General features: G+C 65.2%; 14 protein-coding genes. 9 read left to right on the top strand and 5 right to left on the bottom strand.

All coding sequences use genetic code 11. From position 1 onward, the window contains the following. Nucleotides 1-112: 112 nt before the first annotated feature. Entirely contained in the window at nucleotides 113-1735 is a 1623-nt protein-coding gene (mdlC, locus tag ACP2YP_RS08365) for a benzoylformate decarboxylase (protein ID WP_426423589.1), read from the top strand. Between the two features lie 119 nt (nucleotides 1736-1854). Here the strand turns inward: mdlC and ACP2YP_RS08360 are convergent, their stop codons facing one another. Then, nucleotides 1855-2649, bottom strand: a complete 795-nt coding sequence (locus tag ACP2YP_RS08360; RefSeq protein ID WP_426423588.1) for an SDR family oxidoreductase — start codon at nucleotides 2647-2649, stop codon at nucleotides 1855-1857. 51 nt (nucleotides 2650-2700) lie between these two features. Further along, nucleotides 2701-3396: a PAQR family membrane homeostasis protein TrhA gene (trhA, locus tag ACP2YP_RS08355; protein WP_426423586.1), complete on the bottom strand. Its 696-nt coding sequence runs from the start codon at nucleotides 3394-3396 to the stop codon at nucleotides 2701-2703. Between the two features lie 181 nt (nucleotides 3397-3577). Between trhA and ACP2YP_RS08350 the strand changes: the two genes are divergently transcribed. Both ACP2YP_RS08350 and ACP2YP_RS08345 read left to right on the top strand, forming a co-directional pair. Then, on the top strand, nucleotides 3578-5047 hold the full coding sequence (locus tag ACP2YP_RS08350) for a YcjX family protein (protein ID WP_426423584.1): 1470 nt from the start codon (nucleotides 3578-3580) through the stop codon (nucleotides 5045-5047). Beyond that, nucleotides 5044-6072, top strand: coding sequence for a YcjF family protein (locus tag ACP2YP_RS08345; RefSeq protein WP_426423583.1), 1029 nt, complete (start codon nucleotides 5044-5046; stop codon nucleotides 6070-6072). The genes ACP2YP_RS08350 and ACP2YP_RS08345 overlap by 4 nt, the downstream gene beginning before the upstream one ends. On the opposite strand, the gene ACP2YP_RS08340 is transcribed toward ACP2YP_RS08345, so the two are convergent. Further along, nucleotides 5981-7579, bottom strand: coding sequence for a glycosyltransferase family 39 protein (locus ACP2YP_RS08340; RefSeq protein ID WP_426426075.1), 1599 nt, complete (start codon nucleotides 7577-7579; stop codon nucleotides 5981-5983). The two genes, ACP2YP_RS08345 and ACP2YP_RS08340, sit on opposite strands and share 92 nt — an antisense overlap. 358 nt (nucleotides 7580-7937) lie before the next feature. Between ACP2YP_RS08340 and ACP2YP_RS08335 the strand changes: the two genes are divergently transcribed. From ACP2YP_RS08335 to ACP2YP_RS08320, 4 genes are all read left to right on the top strand, one after another. Next, nucleotides 7938-9674: an adenylate/guanylate cyclase domain-containing protein gene (locus tag ACP2YP_RS08335; RefSeq protein WP_426423581.1), complete on the top strand. Its 1737-nt coding sequence runs from the start codon at nucleotides 7938-7940 to the stop codon at nucleotides 9672-9674. 331 nt (nucleotides 9675-10005) lie between these two features. Next, complete coding sequence (locus tag ACP2YP_RS08330) at nucleotides 10006-11205, top strand: molybdopterin-dependent oxidoreductase (RefSeq protein ID WP_426423579.1); 1200 nt, start codon at nucleotides 10006-10008, stop codon at nucleotides 11203-11205. 11 nt (nucleotides 11206-11216) lie between these two features. After that, nucleotides 11217-11525: a cytochrome c gene (locus ACP2YP_RS08325; protein ID WP_426423578.1), complete on the top strand. Its 309-nt coding sequence runs from the start codon at nucleotides 11217-11219 to the stop codon at nucleotides 11523-11525. Between the two features lie 207 nt (nucleotides 11526-11732). Continuing rightward, nucleotides 11733-11933 (top strand): cold-shock protein, encoded by a 201-nt coding sequence (locus ACP2YP_RS08320; protein ID WP_008134691.1) that lies wholly within the window; start codon nucleotides 11733-11735, stop codon nucleotides 11931-11933. Between the two features lie 168 nt (nucleotides 11934-12101). Here ACP2YP_RS08320 and ACP2YP_RS08315 read toward each other — a convergent pair whose 3' ends face one another. After that, on the bottom strand, nucleotides 12102-12563 hold the full coding sequence (locus ACP2YP_RS08315; RefSeq protein WP_025032087.1) for an Lrp/AsnC ligand binding domain-containing protein: 462 nt from the start codon (nucleotides 12561-12563) through the stop codon (nucleotides 12102-12104). 113 nt (nucleotides 12564-12676) lie between these two features. Between ACP2YP_RS08315 and putA the strand changes: the two genes are divergently transcribed. Beyond that, on the top strand, nucleotides 12677-15676 hold the full coding sequence (gene putA / locus ACP2YP_RS08310) for a bifunctional proline dehydrogenase/L-glutamate gamma-semialdehyde dehydrogenase PutA (RefSeq protein ID WP_426423575.1): 3000 nt from the start codon (nucleotides 12677-12679) through the stop codon (nucleotides 15674-15676). Nucleotides 15677-15788: 112 nt separating this feature from the next. Next, nucleotides 15789-16994 carry a CaiB/BaiF CoA transferase family protein gene (locus tag ACP2YP_RS08305; RefSeq protein WP_426423573.1) on the top strand — a complete coding sequence of 402 codons (1206 nt, stop codon included), beginning with the start codon at nucleotides 15789-15791 and terminating at the stop codon, nucleotides 16992-16994. 270 nt (nucleotides 16995-17264) lie between these two features. On the opposite strand, the gene ACP2YP_RS08300 is transcribed toward ACP2YP_RS08305, so the two are convergent. Next, entirely contained in the window at nucleotides 17265-17429 is a 165-nt protein-coding gene (locus ACP2YP_RS08300) for a hypothetical protein (protein WP_426423571.1), read from the bottom strand. Between the last annotated feature and the right edge of the window lie 6 nt (nucleotides 17430-17435).

Genomic DNA, 17435 nt, shown 5'->3' with positions numbered 1-17435 from the left:
AGCAATCCAGAATCTCTCCGCGGTGATAGTCTGGATTGCTTCGTCGCAAGGGCTCCTCGCAATGACGGTGAGGCTGGTAGCGCGTCAATCAACAACAGGGGACGGAAAACCAATGTCCAAGAACGGCAAGACCGGCAGCAAGTCCGTCACCGTCAAGCAGGCGACGCTCGACCTGCTGCGCTCGTTTGGCATCAAACGCGTGTTCGGCAATCCCGGCTCGACCGAGCTGCCGTTTCTGAGCGACTGGCCCGATGACATCGACTATGTGCTGGCGCTGCAGGAGGCCTCCGCTGTCGGCATGGCCGATGGTTATGCGCAGGCGACGCGCAATGCCGGCTTCGTCAACCTGCATTCGGCCGCCGGTGTCGGCAATGCGCTCGGCAACATCTACACCGCGCACCGCAACCAGACGCCGCTCGTGATCACAGCGGGCCAACAGGCTCGCTCGATCCTGCCGTTACAGGCATTCCTCTATGCAGAGCGTGCGTCAGAATTCCCCCGGCCTTACGTGAAATACAGCGTCGAGCCGGCGCGGCCTGAGGACGTGCCGGCTGCGATCGCGCGGGCCTATTACACCGCGATGCAGCCGCCCTGCGGGCCGACCTTCGTGTCGATCCCGATCGACGACTGGGCGCATGCGGCGGCGCCAATCGAAGCACGCAAGGTCAGCCGCGAAATCGGTCCCGAGGCTGAGGCCATGAAGGCACTGGTTGCCGCACTCGATTCCGCAAAACACCCTGCCCTCGTCGTCGGCCCCGGCGTTGATCGCGCCGGCGCGGTCGATTTGATGGTACGCGTGGCCGAGAAGGCGAAGGCGAGCGTCTGGGTCAGCCCGTTCTCGGCGCGCTGCTCGTTCCCCGAGCGGCATCGGCAATTCGCGGGCTTTTTGCATGCCTCGCCGGCGCAACTCTCCGACGCACTGCGCGAGCACGACATCATCGTCGTCATCGGCGCGCCGGTGTTCACCTTCCATGTCGAGGGCCATGCCGCGATCTTTGATGGCGGCGCGACGATCTTCCAGATCACCGATGATCCGGATGCCGCCGCGGTAACGCCGGCCGGCACCAGCATCATCGCGACGATGAAGCCGGCGCTGAGCATGCTGCTCGACCTCTTGCCCGAGAGCAAACGCGCCACGCCCAAGGGCCGCACGCTGCCGCCGGCGCCGCAAGCCGCCGATCCGCTGCCGGTTGAATTCCTGCTGCATTCGCTGTCGCTGGCGATGCCGGATGGCGCGTCACTGGTCGAGGAAGTGCCCTCGCATCGGCCGGCGATGCAGAAATTCCTGCCGATGCGCGGCCAGGACAGTTTTTACACCATGGCGAGCGGCGGCCTCGGCTATTCGCTGCCCGCCGCCGTCGGCACGGCGCTCGGCAAGCCGAAGACCCGCACGGTGTGCCTGATCGGCGACGGCTCGGCGATGTATTCGATCCAGGCGCTATGGACCGCCGCGCAACGCAAGCTGCCGCTCACCGTCGTCGTCATCAACAATTCCGGCTACGGCGCGATGCGCTCGTTCAGCCAGGTGATGCAGGTGCGCAATGTGCCCGGGCTGGAGCTGCCGGGCATCGATTTCGTCCGGCTCGCCGAAGGCATGGGCTGCCATGCGGTGCGGGTGAGCAGGGCGGCGGAGCTCGGCGAGGCGCTGAAGGATGGGATGGCGCACGAGGGCGCGAGCCTGGTCGAGGTCGTCGTGGATTCGGCGGTGCCGGTGCTGTACGGGCAGAAACATTAACGAGGCGGATAGCCCGGATGGATCTCGCTTCCGTCATTCCGGGGCGGTCCGCAGGACCGAACCCGGAATCTCGAGATCCCGGGTTCGATGCTTCGCACCGCCCCGGGATGACCTGACGGTCACTTCCCGAACTCCTCGCGCATCTTGGCCTGGATCTTGGCCATGCCTCCGATCCAGCGGTCGTAATTCTCGGTCTTCTTGCGCATGTAGCCGAGCACCTGGGGGTGCGGCAGGATCAAAAACGTCTCCTGCTCAAGGCCGGCGAGCACGTCCGCCGCGACCTGCTCGGGCGTGAGATCACCGTCGCCGGATTGCGGGCCCTTCGGGATCGAGCGCAGCATGTTGGTGTCGACGCCCTGCGGGCAGAGGATCGAGACCTTGATATTGTCAGCCTTGTGCGAGATCGCGAGGTTCTCGGCAAAGCCGACCGCGGCGTGCTTCGTCGTGGAATAGGCCGGGCTGCCGACTTGCGATAGCAGGCCCGCGGCCGAGATGGTGTTGAGGAAATAGCCGCCGCCGCGCGCCTTCATGCGGGGGATGAGATGCCGCGCCGCATAGACATGCGCCATCACGTGGATCGCCCAGCTGCGCTGCCAGGGTTCATCGGAGGCGCCGCCTGCATTGACCGACATCGGATCGAAGCCGCCGCCGATGCCCGCGTTGGAGCAGAACAACGCGATCGGACCGAACTGCCGCTCGGTCTCCTCGATGACGTGCGAAACATCTTTTTCCTGCGCGACGTCGCATTTGAAGGCTGCGCCATCGACCATGGCGGCGACGGCGCGCGCGTTCGCAGCGTCCATGTCCGCGACCACGACCTTGGCCGCGCCCGCCTTGTGGAAGGCGTCGCACAGCGCCTTGCCGATGCCGTTAGCGCCGCCCGTGACGACCACGACCTTGCCGGTCACCTGCATGCGACGTCTCCTCGTTTCTTGATTCGTCTTATCCCGCTGCGCGGGACGCGCTCAGCTCAGCACGAGGTCGAGCACCGCAGTATAATGGCATGCCGCGCCGGCCAAGACAAAGCCGTGCCAGATCGCATTCTGGAAGCGCAGTCGCCGCCAGGCGTGGAAGATCACGCCAAAACTGTAGAGCAGGCCGCCCGCCAGGATGAAACCCAGCGCCAGCGCGGGCAGCGCCTTGACCACGGGGCCATACAGCATCACGCCGCTCCAGCCCATCGCGAGATAGATGCCGACGGCGACGCGGTCGAACCGGCCGGGGTAGCGAAGCTTCAGCACGATGCCGACGATCGCCACGCACCAGACGCAGACGAGCAGCGCCAGCGCGAACACGCTGTCCTTCACCTCCAGGATGAACGGCGTGTAGGTCGCGGCGATCAGAAGGTAGATTGCGGAATGGTCGAAGCGCCGCAGCAGCCATTTGACCGGCGAGACCGGCCAGAGATTATAGCTCGCCGACAGCACCAGCATCGAGAGCAGGCCGGCGGCATAAATCGAGACGCCGACGATGTCAGTCGCATTGGCATAGACCGCCGCCAGCACCACCAGCACGGTCGCGGCGATGATGCCGGAGAGCACGCCGATGGCATGGATGATACCGTCGGCGATCAGTTCGGCGCGGTCGTAGTTCCAGCCCATCGCATCGGCGGCGGCATGGACGGAGTTCGAGGCGAACTGTTTCAGCGTAAAGACGGGCATGGCGGTCCGAAAGCGTCGATCAGTGTCCAATATGGGTCTTTCGCAGTTAACGCAGCGTTCAATGGGTGCTTCGCCCAAGAACGCGGTGGAAGTATGAAGCTTGATTTTCGTCAGGCAGTTGCCACTTTTGTGACCAGTCCATTTTTCGTCTTTGTCCCGCCCGAGATCCATCAACGTTCATATGGCATTCAGCTTTCAGGATATGGTCGAAGAGGCGCGGCTTTCGGCCCGGGCGTTGATCGACTATGGCGAGCACTTCTTCAACCCGACGGTGCGGCTTGGTGTCACCGGCCTGTCGCGGGCCGGTAAGACCGTATTCATCACCGCGCTGATCCACGGGCTGACGCGCGGCGGCCGGTTTCCGGTGTTCGAGGCCTATGCCTCGGGCCGCATCGCACGGGCGCATCTGGCGCCGCAGCCGGACGACGCCGTGCCGCGCTTTTCCTATGAGAGCCACCTGCGCGCACTGATCGAGGAGCGGCGCTGGCCGAGCTCGACCGTCGACATCAGCGAGCTGCGTCTCGTCATCGACTATCAACGCCCGAACGGCGCCGACCGCACACTGACGCTCGACATCGTCGACTATCCCGGCGAATGGCTGCTCGACCTGCCGCTGCTGCAGAAGAGTTTTGAGCAATGGTCGGCGGGAAGCCTGGCGCTGTCGCGCGAGGCGCCGCGGGCGCATTTGGCCGCGGACTGGCACGCGCATCTTGCGACCTTGAAGCCCGAGGCGTGCGAGGACGAGCAGGCGACACTCACCGCCGCAAAGCTCTTCACCAATTATCTGCGCGCCTGCCGCGACGAGCGCTTTGCGATGAGCCTGTTGCCGCCCGGCCGCTTCCTGATGCCCGGCAGTCTCGCCGACACGCCGGCGCTGACTTTTGCGCCGCTCGACGTGCCCGTCGGTGGCCAGGCTCCGGAGGGATCGCTGTGGGCGATGATGGTGCGCCGCTACGAGGCCTACAAGGACGTCGTGGTGCGGCCGTTCTTCAGGGATCATTTTGCCCGGCTCGATCGCCAGATCGTGCTGGCCGATGCGCTTTCTGCATTCAATTCAGGACCCGAGGCGCTGCACGATCTCGAAGCCGCGCTCGCCGGCGTTCTCGATTGCTTCCGCATCGGCCGCAGCACGCTCCTCTCCAGCCTGTTCAGGCCACGCATCGACCGCATCCTGTTCGCGGCGACCAAGGCAGATCATCTGCATCATTCCAGTCACGACCGGCTCGAGGCCGTGCTGCGCCGTGCGGTCACACGCGCCGTGGCGCGCGCGGACGATACCGGCGCGCAAATCGATGTGGTGGCACTCGCCGCCGTCCGCGCCACCCGGGAAGCTCAGGTCACCCGTGGCCGCGACAAATTGCCCTCGATCCTGGGAACGCCGGCCGCAGGCGAAAGCGCCGGCGGCGAGTTCTTTGACGGCAACACGGAAGTCGCGACCTTTCCGGGCGACCTGCCGCTCGACCCCGAACCGCTTTTCAACGGCACCGACGCATTCCGCGGATTGTCGACACAAGCTGCCGAGACAAGCGATTTCCGCTTCCTGCGCTTCCGCCCGCCAAAGCTGGAAAGCGCGGGAACGGAAGAGCCCGCGCTGCCTCACATCCGCCTCGACCGTGCCTTGCAGTTCCTGATCGGAGACAAGCTCGCATGAACGACCGATCCCAGCCGCGGCGGCCGGCGACGTTCCGGCTGGATGATCCCGGCGTCGTCGTGACCGAAGCCGACGAGACAAGCCGGCTCGGTCGCGCCACCATCCAGATCACGCCGGAGCCCGATCCGGCGACATTGCCGGTGCCAATCGAGACCGCGCTTCCGGCGCGACGCGGTTTTCCCTGGGGCGCGCTGTTCTGGTCCGGCGTCGCAGGCCTGACGCTGCTCGGCACCGGGCTCGGCGTCGTGCGTCTGATCGAGGATCTGTTTGCGCGCAGCGAGAGCCTCGGCTTCGTCGGGCTTGCGCTCGCCTTCGTGACCACGCTTGCGCTCGCGGTCGTGATCGGGCGCGAGGCGTTCGGCCTCGCACGGCTTGCCACGATCGAGAAGCTGCATCGGCGTGCCGCCGAGGTGCTCGCCAGCGACGATCGCAAGGAGAGCCGCGCCATCGTGCAGGATCTGATCGCGATCGCGCACCAGAACCCGCAGCTTGCCCGCGCCCGTGCCGCACTCGAAAGTCATTCCGGCGAGATCATCGACGGCGCCGACATGATCCGACTCGCCGAGCGCGAGTTGATGTCGCCGCTGGATGCGGCGGCACGGCGGCTGGTGTCGTCGGCGGCGCAGCGCGTGTCGATCGTCACGGCGGTGTCGCCACGCGCGCTGTTCGACGTGCTGTTCGTGTTCGTGGCCTCGCTGCGCCTGATCCGCCAGCTCGCCCGGCTCTATGGCGGCCGGCCCGGCGCGCTCGGCATGATCCGCCTGCTCCGCCACGTCATCGCCCATCTCGCCATCACCGGCGGCCTCGCCGCCAGCGACAGCCTGGTGCAGCAGATGCTCGGGCACGGGATTGCAGCAAAACTGTCGCAGCGGCTCGGCGAAGGCATGCTCAACGGGCTCTTGACGGCGCGGCTGGGATTGGCCGCGATCGACGTCACGCGGCCACTGCCGTTCGCCGCCCTGCCGCCACCAAAACTGTCGGACCTCGCGACGGATTTATTGCGAAGGAAAGAGGACGAGGCGTAGCTCGCAGGGCCAGCACCCGCCACTGGAACAGCGGCGAGTCCTTTGGCGGAGACAGCTCCGGGGTCCATCCGGTGAGCTTGTCGATTGTGTAGGTATCGATCAGGACACCGCGCCAGCGGCGTTCGACCTGCCCCAACGGTTCGCGCGTCGCGGGGATCGAGTCCCAGAGAGGCGAATGATCGTCGGGCTGGCGGCCGATATAAATTCCGGCGTGTCCTTTGATCCGGTCCATGCCGGGATCGCGGAAATCCTGGAAGCGGCCGCGCTCGTTGATTTCGACCACGGGGACGCGGCCGCGGAACAGCCAGCGCATCATGGCGTAGGTGCGGTAATCCGTGGTCGCGATCCAGGTCGCGCCGGTCTCGTCCAACGCAGCCTGTGCGCGCGCGGCGACTTGCTCGTAGCCGGCCTCGGCGCCGATCGGATCCGCCTTGCCGAGGAAATTCCAGGGCGCCGCGACGTAATAGAGGAACACGAGCACGACGAAGGCGATCCCCGAAACCAGCGCCGCCTTCACCCAGAAGGTGCACGACCGGATCATTCGCGCCGACCAGCCTTCTTTCGGCAGCATCGCAAGGTTCACAGCGGCGGCGGCGAAGCCGATCGGCCACATGAACATCGGCCAGGTGTCGCCGACCCTGAGCGTCAGCGACTTGAAGAAGAAATAGACGAACGGCACAAGCACCGCCGTCGACAGCAGGATCGCCACCGGCTCGCGCCTGCGATAGCCGCGCCACACCGTCATGACGAGGCCCAACAGCACCACCGGCAGCATGACGAAGCCGACGAGGCCAAATTGCAGGCCGACATAATCGCCGACGGTGCGCAGCGAGATGCCGTAATTGGCGGTGGCCCGCACGCCCTGGAAACGGAGCGAGGCCCAGTGGTGCTGCGCGTTCCAGATCAGCACCGGAGAGAACACGACAATCGCGATCAGCACTGCGAGATAAGGATAGGGGCTGCGCAGCCAGCGCCAGCGCCAATCCGGCACCAGCAGAAACGCAGCGACCGCGGGCGCGAACATGATGGCGGTAAATTTCGACAGCAGCGACAGGCCGGCGAACAGGCCGGCCGCGAGCCACCAGCGTCCATCCCCGCTCTGCGCCAGCCGCACCAGCGACCACATCATCGCCGCCGCAAACGGGATCATGGCGACGTCGGGAGCGACCTTGGCCATCAGCAGGCCGTAATAGAGCGCGGCCTCGGGCATCAGCACCGCCACCACGACCGCGCGCACATCGCGGGTGAGGCGGCGGACGATGTCGGCGAGCAGGCACTGCGTCACCAGCATCGCGACGATGCCGCCGAAGCGGACCCCGAGCACGGTGTCGCCGAAGATCGCGGTACCGAGCCAGATCAGCCAGGCGATGCCGGGCGGATGATCGAGGAAGCTTAGTGCCGCCTCCTTCGACCAGGTCCAGTAATAGGCCTCGTCGGTGCGCAGCTCGATCGCGGAGGCATAGACGATGCGCAGCACCGTCATCGCGGCGATCACCAGTGCGGCCATGACGAGCGCCCGGCGCGACGCGCCGTCGGGCTTCACGGTGATGTCGGGAGCGATCGTCACGACCGCGCTTTTCCCTGAGTTGGGAGGGGGAGTCAATGTGGACACCGTCGTCCCGGGCAAGCAAAGCGTTGCGGTCGATGTCTGCCGTTCCGGACAGACTCGTAGGGTGGGCAAAGGCGCTCTGGCGCCGTGCCCACCGCTCCAGAACCACTCCCGATGGTGGGCACGCTTCGCTTTGCCCACCCTACGATACTTACCGTTACGTAACCTTGTCGGTTATGTGATCCGGCCGTTCGTTCACAGGCGGAATTTAACTCTGCGCTGGCTGTTCTCCTCAGTGAACTGATACAACCGAATCATGGCCACCACCGCCTTTTTACGATTGCCCGAACTCGTCCGCTCGACCAGCGCGCGGCAGGTGCGGCTGGTCTGCGGCGTGATCCTGTTCTCTTACGTGGTCAGCCATTTCCTCAACCATGCGCTCGGCAATATCTCGGTCGATGCCATGCAGATCGGGGTCTATTACCACACGTCGTTCTGGCAGTTCCTGCCAGTCGCGATCGTGTTCTATGGCGCAGCCCTGACCCATATGGGGCTTGGCATCTATGCGCTGTACCAGCGCCGCCAGTTCCGCTGGAAGACGATCGAGCCGCTGCAGCTCGTGCTGGGGCTGAGCATCCCCGCGCTGGTGATGGCGCATGTGATCGGTGTCCGGCTCGGCCAGACGCTGTATGGGCACGAGAAGCTGTATCCGCAGGAACTCTATCTGTTCTTTGTCGTGTCATCCAACCGGCTCTGGACGATGACGACCCTGCTCATCGTCGCCTGGGTGCACGGCTGCATCGGCGTCTATTTCTGGCTCCGGCTCAAACCGTTCTTCGTCCGCGCGGCGCCGTACCTGCTGGCGGCAGCCGTGCTGATCCCCACGCTGGCGCTGCTCGGCATCTACCAGGGTGGCCGCAGCGTCGCCGCCGAGAGCGAGGACGGCGAGTGGCGCACACATAACTTCACGCAGCGCCAGGTCGGTACGGTCGCAGAGGCGGATACGCTCGACCGTATCACCGGCGCCCTCACCATCAGCTATGTCGGCCTGCTCGGACTGGTGCTGCTCGGGCGCGGTGTGCGCGGCTGGCGCGAGCGGCGCGGCGGCATGATCGCGCTGTCCTACGGCAACGGCAAGATCGTGCGCGTGCCCAAAGGCCTCTCCGTGCTGGAAGCGAGCCTGCGCCACAACGTGCCGCACGCCAGCGTCTGCGGCGGCCGCGCCCGCTGCTCGACCTGCCGCATCCGCATCATCGGCGACCACGGCACCTTGCCCGAGCCGTCGCAGCGCGAGGCCTTCGTGCTGGCCCGCGTCGGCACCGCCGATCCCTCGATCCGGCTTGCCTGCCAGCTGAGACCGAACTCCGACCTCTCCTTCTTCCAGCTGTTCATGCCGCAAATGCTGTCGGCCAACGCGCATGCGTCCTCGCCTGCACGAATCGGGCAGGAGCGCTATCTCGTCAGCCTGTTCGTGGACATGCGCGGCTCGACGCAGTTGGCCGAGAAGCGGCTGCCGTTCGACACCGTCTTCATCGTCAATCGCTTCCTCGGCGCGGTGTCGCAGGCCGTGATCGAGAATGGCGGCCAGCCGAACCAGTTCGTCGGCGACGGCATGCTGGCGCTGTTCGGCCTCACCAGCGAGCCGCAGACCGCCTGCCGGCAGGCGCTGAAGGCAGTGGCCGCCATCGCGACCCATGTGGACGAGCTCAACGAGCTCCTGAGCCACGATTTGCGGCAGCCGATCCGTTTCGGCATCGGTGTTCACGGCGGTGAGGTCATCATCGGCGACATCGGCTACCGCGACCACATCGTCTTCACCGCGCTCGGCGACGCCGTGAACGTCGCGGCCCGGCTTCAGGACATGACCAAAACGCTCGCCTGCGAGGCGATCGTCTCCGAAGAGGTCCGCCTCACCGCCGGCATTCACGACGATGCGCTGCCGAAGCAGGAGGTCGCGATCCGCGGCCGCGACGAGCCGATGGTGGTGCGCGTCGTTGCGGACACCAGGGCCTTGTCCGCCCTCATTGCCGGCGGCGAGCGCGTCGCGGCGTAAAGCGCGAGCTGCGCGGGAAGTGCGCTCCCTCGCCCGCTTGCGGGAGAGGGGCGGGGAGAGGGTGTCTCCGCAACGGGACAATCCCCAAGAGGCGAGAGCCCTCACCCGCGCCTTCGGCGCGACCTCTCCCGCAAGCGGGAGAGGTGCAGCGAGCGTGCGGCGAGATTGATTCAACCAATCAAACTCATCGCGTAACACCGGCTTGCTGCAGCGCGATGGCATGGGCTTGCTGCGAAAGCACGAATTGACTTCGCCTCGATCGTTGCGACAGATGAGCATGGGATTCGCGGTGATGACCGCTATCCAGCGAAAAGCTCCGGGAGGAGACTAAATGTTCGATCGACGCGACCTGCTCAAAGGAGCAGGCCTTGCCGCACTTGCGACCACACTGAATTCCACCAAAGCACTGGCACTCGATACCGTTACGCTGCCCTTCGCCAATGGCGAGCGGCCGCTGGTGAGGTATCCGCAGAAGCGGCCGATGATCGGGCTCACCAGCCAGCCACCGCAGCTCGAGACGCCGTTTGCGGTGTTCAACGACGGCCCGATCACGCCGAATAACGCGTTCTTCGTGCGCTATCACCTCGCCGACCTCCCCTACGATCTCGACCCCGACAAGTTCACGCTCGAGGTCAAGGGCAAGGTCGACAAGCCGCTCAAACTGTCGCTGAAGGACATCAGGAAGATGAAGGCGACCGAGATCGTCGCCGTCAACCAGTGCTCCGGCAACAGCCGCGGCCTCGTCGAGCCGCGCGTCGCCGGCGGCCAGCTCGCCAATGGCGCGATGGGCAATGCGCGCTGGCGCGGCGTGCCGCTAAAGGCGGTGCTGGAGATGGCGGGCGTGCAGGCCGGCGCCAAGCAGGTCGTGTTCGGCGGCATGGACGGGCCGGTCAGCGACAAGACGCCCGACTTCGCCAAGGCGCTCGACCTCGCTCACGCCACCGACGGCGAGGTGATGCTGGCCTATGGCATGAACGGCGACGATTTGCCGTTCCTCAACGGCTTCCCGCTGCGCCTGATCGTGCCCGGCTATTACGGCACCTACTGGGTCAAGCACCTCAACGAGATCACCGTCATCGACACTGTCTATGACGGCTTCTGGATGAAGTCGGCCTATCGGATTCCAGACACGCCCGACAATTCGATCGAGCCCGGCACCGCGCCGAAGGCGACGATCCCGATCAACCGCTTCACCATCCGCTCCTTCATCACCAGCGTCGCCGACGGCGCCAAGCTGAAAGCCGGACGCACGACGCTGCGCGGCATCGCCTTCGACGGCGGCAAGGGCATCAAGGACGTCTCGGTCTCCATCGATGGCGGCAAGACCTGGACCGCCGCCAAGCTCGGCAAGGATCTCGGCAACTACTCATTCCGCGAATGGAAGCTGCCGGTGAAGCTTGCCGCGGGCGAGGTCGAGCTTAGGGTGCGCGCCACCAGCAATTCCGGCGAGACGCAGCCGGAGACGCCGCGCTGGAATCCGGCGGGTTATTTGCGCAACGTCGTCGAAACCGTCCGCATCAACGTGGCCTGAGGAGAATGATCATGCAGCGCACCGTTCTGCTCGCCATCACACTTGCCGTCGCCGCCGCGGCGGGTTCGGCTCTCGCAGCGCCAATCAATTACAAGACGCCGGATGAGACAGCAGCTTTCAGGCCCGGCCCCAATCTCGAGGTGGTTCAGGGCAATTGCGCCGCCTGCCACTCGTCCGACTACATTGCGACGCAGCCGCCGATGAAGGACAAGAAAGGGTTTTGGCAGGCCGAGGTGACCAAGATGATCAAGGTCTATGGCGCACCGATCGACGACGCCGATGTCGGCAAGATCGTGGATTATCTGGCCGCGACTTATTGACGGAGGGCGTGCTGCGTCCCGGAGAATTGACCGCGAAACGGGCAAAACCGGCAAAAACGCCGCGAAGTTGAGCGAATTTCCGCGAAATGCCGATGTGGTTTGATCTACCAAGCCCGCCACATTCCGCGTATCCTATAGGACCGAACCGGCCGGTTGGCGGGGATTGGCGGTTCGCGATCTCGGAGGAAGACCCGCGGAGAAGACGTGATGGCTAAAGGTACGGTCAAGTGGTTCAATCCGACGAAGGGTTATGGATTTATCCAGCCTGCGTCGGGCGGCAAGGATGTGTTCGTGCATATCTCGGCAGTGCAGAAAGCCGGTCTGTCCTCCCTCAACGAGGGCCAGACGGTTGAGTATGAAGAGATCGCAAACCGGGGCAAGACATCCGCAGAGAACCTCAAAGTATAAGCCCGCCAGCCTTTGCTGCCTCCCGGATCTGTCCGGGAGTTGGGCCAAGAAAATTTTAGAAGACGATCGGTGCATTCGACGACAGGCGTTGCGACTGCGCGCGGAAACTATTTGCCCGTAGAGATCGCCAATCAACGCCGCAGCAGTGACAATCGCGACCGCATTTCGTCAGCCAACCGGCAACGGTGCGTCGCGCTTGATCTCCTCCATCACTGCATAGGTGCGCGTCTCGCGCACGCCCGGCATCGACAGCAAGGTCTCGCCGAGGAAGCGCCGATACGCGGTCATGTCGGCCAGCCGCGCCTTCACTAGATAGTCGAAGCCTCCGGCAACCATGTGACACTCCAGCACTTCGGGCGCGAGTTTCACCGCGCGCGCAAAGCGCTCGAAATTATCAGGCGTGGTCTTGTCGAGCAGCACCTCGACGAACACCAGCAGGCCGAGACCAAGCCGGTGCGGATTGAGCCGCGCCCCATAGCCCTCGACAAAGCCCTCGCGCTGCAGGCGCTTCAGCCGCTCGCCGATCGAGGTCGGCGACAGCCCGATGCGCTCGGCCAGCTCGACATTGGCGATCCGCCCATCCTCCTGCAAAATCGAGAGGATTTTCCGGTCTGTTCGATCAAGTTCCATATTTTATGCGGCTGATGTGCCTATGATCTTCATTTCTTAAGGCAAAATGGCTAACTTGTCTATCGAACCACGGTCATGCGGACTTTATCCTGATTTCAGCCACAGGACACGCCATGCCGAACATCCCGCCTCCCTTCACCGCGCCCTATGCGCCCGACGATGTCGACATCGCCGCACGGCTCTTTCCATCGGCACATCTGAGCCCGTCGCAGGAAGCGCGGATCGACCGCACCGCGACCCGGCTGATCGAGGCGATCCGCAAGCGTGACGATCGACTTGGCGGGGTCGAAGACATGCTGCGCGAGTTCGCGCTCTCGACCAAGGAAGGCCTGGCGCTGATGGTGCTGGCGGAAGCATTGCTGCGCGTGCCGGACGCGCGCACCGCCGACCAGTTCATCGAGGACAAGCTCGGCGAGGGCGACTTCATCCATCACGAGACCAAGTCCACGGCGTTCCTGGTCAACGCCTCGGCCTGGGCGCTCGGCCTGTCGGCGCGCGTGATCCAGCCCGGCGAGACGCCCGACGGCACCATCGGCCGCCTCGTGAAGCGGCTGGGCGCACCGGCCGTGCGCACCGCCACGCGCCAGGCGATGCGGCTGATGGGCAATCATTTCGTGCTGGGCGAGACCATCGAGCAGGCGCTGGAGCGAGGTCGACCGCGCTCCGGCCAAAAGCCGCGCTACTCCTTCGACATGCTTGGCGAAGGCGCGCGAACGGCGACCGACGCCAAACGCTATTTCGACGCCTATGCGAGCGCGATCGAAACCATCGGCAAGGCAGCGGGCAACCATCCCCTGCCCGACCGGCCCGGCATCTCCGTAAAGCTCTCGGCACTGCATCCGCGCTTCGAGGCGATCAGCGGCGCGCGCGTGATGGCAGAGCTGGTGCCGCAATTGCTGGATCTGGCGCGGCGCGCCAAAGCGTACGACCTCAACTTCACTGTCGATGCCGAGGAGGCCGACCGGCTCGAGCTGTCGCTCGACGTCATCGCGGCAACGCTCGCCGATCCCTCGCTCAAGGGCTGGGACGGTTTTGGGCTCGCAATTCAGGCCTATCAGAAGCGTGCGAGCGCGGTGATCGACTATGTCCACGAGCTGGCGCGGGCGCATGACCGCAAGCTGATGGTGCGCCTCGTCAAAGGCGCCTATTGGGACACCGAGATCAAGCGCGCGCAGGAGCGCGGGCTCGACGGCTATCCGGTGTTCACCCGCAAGGCGATGACGGATCTGAACTACGTCGCCTGCGCATCAAAACTCTTGAGCCTGCGGCCGCGCATCTTCCCGCAGTTTGCGACCCACAACGCGCTCACCGTCGCAACCGTGCTCGAGCTCGCAGGCACGAGCGGCAGCTTCGAGTTCCAGCGCCTGCACGGCATGGGCGAAGCACTCTACGAGCGGCTTGCCAAGGATCACCCAGATATTGCCTACCGCACATATGCGCCGGTCGGCAGCCATCGCGACCTGCTCGCCTATCTGGTGCGGAGGCTCCTGGAGAACGGCGCCAACTCGTCCTTCGTGGCGCAGGCGGCCGACTACCGCGTGCCCGTCCCGGCGCTGCTGAAGCGTCCGGTCGATCTCATCGTCCGTCCCGATCACGCGCATCACGCCAAAATCCCGCTGCCGGGTGATCTGTTTGCGCCGGAGCGGCATAATTCAGGCGGGATCGAGTTCGGCGAACGCGTGGCGCTCGACCGGTTGCTCAGCGACGTCAAGGCCGCGACGACCAATCTCAAGTCGGTCACCGATGCAACGCCCGAGCAGGCGGGTACGGCGATCGCTGCGGCACGCACCGGCTTTGCGGCCTGGAGCCGGACGCCACCAGCCACACGCGCGGCGGCGCTGGAGCAGGCCGCGCATTTGTTAGAAAGCCGCGGCGCGCACTTCATTGCATTGCTTCAGCGCGAGGGCGGCAAGACGCTCGACGACGCGCTGTCCGAACTGCGGGAAGCCGCCGATTTCTGCCGCTATTACGCGGCGCAGGGCCGAAAACTGTTCGGCAGCGAGGCCGCGATGCCGGGCCCGACCGGCGAGAGCAATTCGCTCGCCATGCGCGGCCGCGGCGTCTTCGTCGCGATTTCGCCGTGGAATTTTCCGCTGGCGATTTTCCTCGGTCAGGTCACGGCCGCGCTGATGGCCGGCAACAGCGTCGTCGCAAAGCCCGCCGAGCAGACACCGCGCATTGCGCGCGAGGCCATCGCCCTGCTGCATGAGGCCGGCATCCCCACAAGCGCGCTGCATCTCGTCACCGGCGACGGCCGCATCGGCGCGGTGCTCACCGCGCACCCTGACATCGCCGGCGTCGTCTTCACGGGCTCGACCGAGGTCGCGCGTCACATCAACCGGACGCTTGCCGCCAAGGACGGACCGATCGTGCCGCTGATCGCGGAGACCGGCGGCATCAACGCCATGATCGCGGATGCCACCGCGCTGCCCGAACAGGTCGCCGATGACGTCGTCACCTCGGCGTTCCGTTCCGCAGGCCAGCGCTGCTCGGCGCTGCGGCTATTGTTCGTGCAGGAGGACGTCGCCGACCGCATGATCGAGATGATCGCGGGCGCGGCGCGCGAGTTGAAGATCGGCGATCCCAGCGAGGTCGCGACCCATGTCGGCCCGGTGATCGACGCCGAGGCCAAGCAGCGCCTCGACGGGCACATCGCGCGGATGAAGTCCGAGGCGCGGCTGCACTTTGCAGGCATCGCGCCGGAGGGCTGCTTCGTCGCGCCGCATATCTTCGAGCTCAAGGACGCCGGCCAGCTCACTGAGGAAGTGTTCGGCCCGATCCTGCATGTGGTGCGGTATCGCGCCGAAACCCTCGTGCGAGTGCTGCAAGCGATCGAGCGCACCGGCTACGGCCTGACGCTCGGCGTCCACTCCCGTATCGACGACACGGTCGAGGCCATCATCGACCGTGTCCAGGTCGGCAACATCTACGTCAACCGCAACATGATCGGCGCCGTGGTCGGCGTGCAGCCGTTCGGCGGCAACGGCCTGTCCGGAACCGGCCCAAAGGCCGGCGGCCCGCATTACCTCGCGCGCTTTGCCACCGAGCAGACCGTGACCATCAACACCGCGGCAGCCGGCGGCAACGCTGCGCTACTGGCGGGCGAGGAGTGAGGCACGGAAGGAGCGTTGCATCCCGCCGAAACATCGGTCTAATGCTCCCATGACTTGGCCTGCGCCAATTCCAGCGCACGGGAAACAACAAGAGCGAGGGAGCAACGCCGCGATGGAAAAAGGCATTTTTGCAGGGCTTAGGGTTCTGGACTGCGCGAGCTTCATCGCGGCGCCCGCGGCCGCCACCGTGCTGTCCGATTTCGGCGCCGACGTCATCAAGATCGAGCCGCCCGGCGCCGGCGACCCCTACCGCAATCTGCCGAACCTGCCCGGCTATCCCACGGGCGAGCACAATTTCGCCTGGCTGCTCGAGGCCCGCAACAAGAAGAGCCTCGCGCTCGACCTCTCCAAGCCCGAAGCCCAGGCCGTGCTCTACAAGCTGGTCGAACAGGCTGACGTCTTCATCACCAACATGCCGCCGCCGGTGCGCGGCAGGCTCGGCATCACCTATGACCACCTCGCCCACCTCAACGACCGGCTGATCTACGCCTCTTTCACCGGCTATGGCGAGAAGGGCGAGGAAGCCAACAAGCCCGGCTTCGACAGCAACGCCTATTGGGCGCGCTCCGGCCTGATGGACCTCGTCCGCGCCGACATCGACACGACGCCGGCCCGCTCGGTCGCCGGCATGGGCGATCATCCCTGCGCCATGGCGCTGTACAGCGCGATCGTCACTGCGCTGTATCAGCGCGAGAAGACCGGCAAGGGCTCGCATGTCGCCTCCAATCTGATGGCGAACGGGGTGTGGGCCGCGAGCGTGCTGGCGCAGGCAAAACTCTGCGGCGCCAAGTTCGGCGAGCGGCGCCCGCGCGAACGCGCGCTCAATGCGGTCGCCAACCACTATCAGTGCAAGGATGGCCGCTGGCTGATCCTGTCGCTGCTCAGCGAGGAGAAACAGTGGCCGACGCTCGCGAAATGCCTCGGCCGCGAGGACCTGATCGCCGATCCCCGCTTTGCCACCAAGCTCGACCGCCACGCCCGCTCGATCGAGCTGATCAAGATCTTTGACGAGACGTTTGCCACCAGGGATCTCGCCGAATGGCGCAAGATCCTCGACGGCAACGGCCTGGTGTTCGGCATCGTCGGCATTCTGGACGACATCCCGAACGACAAGCAGATGCTCGACAACGAGGTGCTGGTGCCGTTCGAGAACGACACCATGCTCACAATCAATAGCCCGATCTGGATCGACGGCACCAAGAAGGTGCAACCGCGCAAGCCGCCCGGCGTCGGCGAGCACAGTGATGAGATTTTGCGTGGCGCGGGATACGATGACGCCGCGATCAAGCAGCTGCGGTCGAAGGGGGCTGTGGGGTAAGGCCGGAGCTAAACATTCCGCTGTCGTCCCGGCGAAAGCCGGGACCCATACCCCCAGGGAGAAGTTTGGCGAAGACTCGTCGTTCGGTACTCCTACCGACCACAATCGATAGATTCCGCGGTATGGGTCCCGGCCTTCGCCGGGACGACGAGGAAGCATAGATGCATTGCTGGATTGCTTCGCTGCGCTCGCAATGACGACGTGGGACGATCTCGCGATAAACTCGCGGCAACGTCGCGGATGATGAACTACGCGAAGTGAGGGTGTCGATTACTTCAGCGCCAGCCAGCCGAGCGTGAACAGGATGCCGCCGATGATGACGACGACCGCGACCGCCCAGGTGCTGACGCGGATGCTGCCGGTGACCTGTTTGGCTTCCTCATTGCGCGCGATCTCGCGATTGCGCTCCTTGTTGGCCTCGCTCGTGTCCGTCATGGGTCA

This window comes from Bradyrhizobium genosp. A, from assembly GCF_049949275.1.
GTDB lineage: Bacteria > Pseudomonadota > Alphaproteobacteria > Rhizobiales > Xanthobacteraceae > Bradyrhizobium.
The sequence above is the reverse complement of the archived record's forward strand: the minus strand, read 5'-3'. Positions and strand labels throughout refer to the sequence as shown.